3 protein-coding genes are annotated in these 2,474 nt (G+C 58.5%); 1 reads left to right on the forward strand and 2 read right to left on the reverse strand.

What is annotated here, in order from left to right:
- Together ACXRVY_RS24065 and ACXRVY_RS24070 are read right to left on the reverse strand one after the other, a co-directional pair.
- A partial coding sequence (locus ACXRVY_RS24065) for a UDP-2,3-diacylglucosamine diphosphatase (protein ID WP_458238434.1) occupies window positions 1-336 on the reverse strand: 336 nt, incomplete at its 3' end.
- On the reverse strand, window positions 333-836 hold the full coding sequence (locus tag ACXRVY_RS24070; RefSeq protein ID WP_008053603.1) for a peptidylprolyl isomerase: 504 nt from the start codon (window positions 834-836) through the stop codon (window positions 333-335). The genes ACXRVY_RS24065 and ACXRVY_RS24070, both read right to left, overlap by 4 nt.
- A gap of 252 nt (window positions 837-1,088) precedes the next feature.
- Between ACXRVY_RS24070 and ACXRVY_RS24075 the strand changes: the two genes are divergently transcribed.
- Window positions 1,089-2,474: glutamine--tRNA ligase/YqeY domain fusion protein (locus ACXRVY_RS24075; protein WP_458238435.1), on the forward strand; the 1,386-nt coding region annotated here is incomplete at its 3' end.

The following is a 2,474-nucleotide window of genomic DNA, read 5'->3' on the forward strand; positions in this document are numbered from 1 at the left end:
CATCAGCAGCACCGGCTCGCCGTTGAGTTGCACGACACTCGGATCTTTCAACAAGGTGCAGCCTGCCTGTTTGCAGAACGCCTTGCCGAGCAGGAAGTCGCGATTGCCGTGCATCAGAAAAATGGCCGTGCCGCTGTCGCTGAGGTCGCGCAGGGCCTGGCAGATGGAACGCTGGAAGGGTGTCATGGCGTCGTCGCCAATCCATACCTCGAAAAAGTCGCCCAGAATGTACAACGCACTCGCCGAGCGGGCGCGTCCGGCGAGCAAATCCAGAAACGCCCGGGTGATGTCCGGGCGCTCCTCTTCCAGATGCAAGTCTGAAATCAGCAATATCACTCAATGATCTCGGCTTTCTCGATGATCACGTCGTCTGCCGGTACGTCCTGGTGGCCGGACTTGGAGGTGGTGGCCACGCCTTTGATCTTGTCGACAACGTCGGTGCCTGCGGTCACTTTACCGAATACCGCGTAGCCCCAGCCTTGAACGTTCTTGCCGCTGTGGTTCAGGAAGCTGTTGTCCGCCACGTTGATGAAGAACTGGGCGGAAGCCGAATGCGGTTCCATGGTGCGGGCCATGGCGACGGTGTACTTGTCGTTGGAAAGGCCGTTGTCCGCTTCGTTCTGGATGCTTGGACGCTTGTCTTTCTTTTCTTTCATGCCTGGCTCGAAACCGCCGCCCTGGATCATGAAGTTACCGATGACGCGGTGGAAAACGGTGTTTTCGTAGTGACCGGCTTTGACGTATTCGACGAAGTTGGCCACGGTGATCGGGGCTTTATCGGCGTTCAGTTCGAGGACGATGTCGCCGAAGTTGGTAGTCAGTTTGACTTGGGTCATGATCGTTACTCTTTATAAGGAATTCGTGGTGTTGGAACATCATGTCCCGCCACCGGTTCAGCCTGTTTTGGCCAAGGTGCGCAGTTTAGCGTGCCAGACGCGAATTTCGAGGCTGTTTTTTCATTTACGGCCTATTAAATGCGACGGTTTACAGAGTGCGCTCTGTCAGGCACTTGACAGCATCGGCTATGATAGCGGCTTTGTTTTGTCCGGCCTTCATTACGGCCACGCACTTGTACGTTCAAGGATCCTATGAGCAAGCCCACTGTCGACCCTACCTCGAATGCCAAGACCGGCCCTGCCGTGCCGGTCAACTTCCTGCGGCCGATCATCCAGGCAGACCTGGACTCGGGCAAGCACACGCAAATCGTCACCCGTTTCCCGCCTGAACCCAACGGCTACCTGCACATCGGTCACGCCAAGTCGATCTGTGTGAACTTCGGCCTGGCCCAGGAGTTCGGCGGCGTCACGCACCTGCGTTTCGACGACACCAACCCGGCCAAGGAAGACCAGGAATACATCGACGCGATCGAAAGCGACGTCAAATGGCTGGGCTTCGAGTGGTCCGGTGAAGTGCGCTACGCCTCGCAATATTTCGACCAGTTGCATGACTGGGCGGTGGAGTTGATCAAGACCGGCAAGGCCTATGTTGACGACCTGACCCCTGAGCAAGCCAAGGAATACCGTGGCAGCCTGACCGAGCCGGGCAAGAACAGTCCGTTCCGCGACCGCTCGGTTGAAGAGAACCTCGACCTGTTCGCCCGCATGAAGGCCGGCGAGTTCAAGGACGGCGCACGCGTGCTGCGGGCCAAGATCGATATGGCCTCGCCGAACATGAACCTGCGCGACCCGATCATGTACCGCATCCGACATGCCCATCACCACCAGACCGGTGACAAGTGGTGCATTTACCCGAACTACGACTTCACCCACGGTCAGTCGGACGCCATCGAAGGCATTACCCACTCGATCTGCACCCTGGAGTTCGAAAGCCATCGTCCGCTGTACGACTGGTTCCTCGATAACCTGCCAGTACCGGCGCACCCGCGCCAGTACGAGTTCAGCCGCCTGAACCTGAACTACACCATCACCAGCAAGCGCAAGCTCAAGCAGCTGGTCGATGAAAAACACGTCAATGGCTGGGACGACCCGCGCATGTCCACGCYGTCGGGCTTCCGCCGCCGTGGCTACACGCCGAAATCGATCCGCAACTTCTGCGAAATGATCGGCACCAACCGTTCCGACGGCGTGGTCGACTTCGGCATGCTCGAATTCAGCATCCGCGACGACCTCGACCATAGCGCCCCGCGTGCCATGTGCGTGTTGCGTCCGCTGAAAGTCGTGATCACCAACTACCCGGAAGGCCAGGTCGAGAACCTCGAACTGCCGTGCCATCCGAAAGAAGACATGGGCATGCGCGTTCTGCCATTCGCCCGTGAGATCTATATCGACCGTGAAGACTTCATGGAAGAGCCGCCAAAAGGCTACAAGCGCCTGGAGCCGAACGGCGAAGTGCGTCTGCGCGGCAGCTACGTGATCCGTGCCGACGAAGCGATCAAGGACGCCGACGGCAATATCGTCGAACTGCGCTGCTCGTACGATCCGGACACCCTGGGCAAGAACCCTGAAGGCCGCAAG

The organism is Pseudomonas sp. P5_A2_2 (assembly GCF_054177685.1).

Bases quoted from the DNA above. Each gene is read 5' to 3' on its own strand.
- ACXRVY_RS24070 (WP_008053603.1), bottom strand. From the start codon at position 836: ATGACCCAAGTCAAACTGACTACCAACTTCGGCGACATCGTCCTCGAA.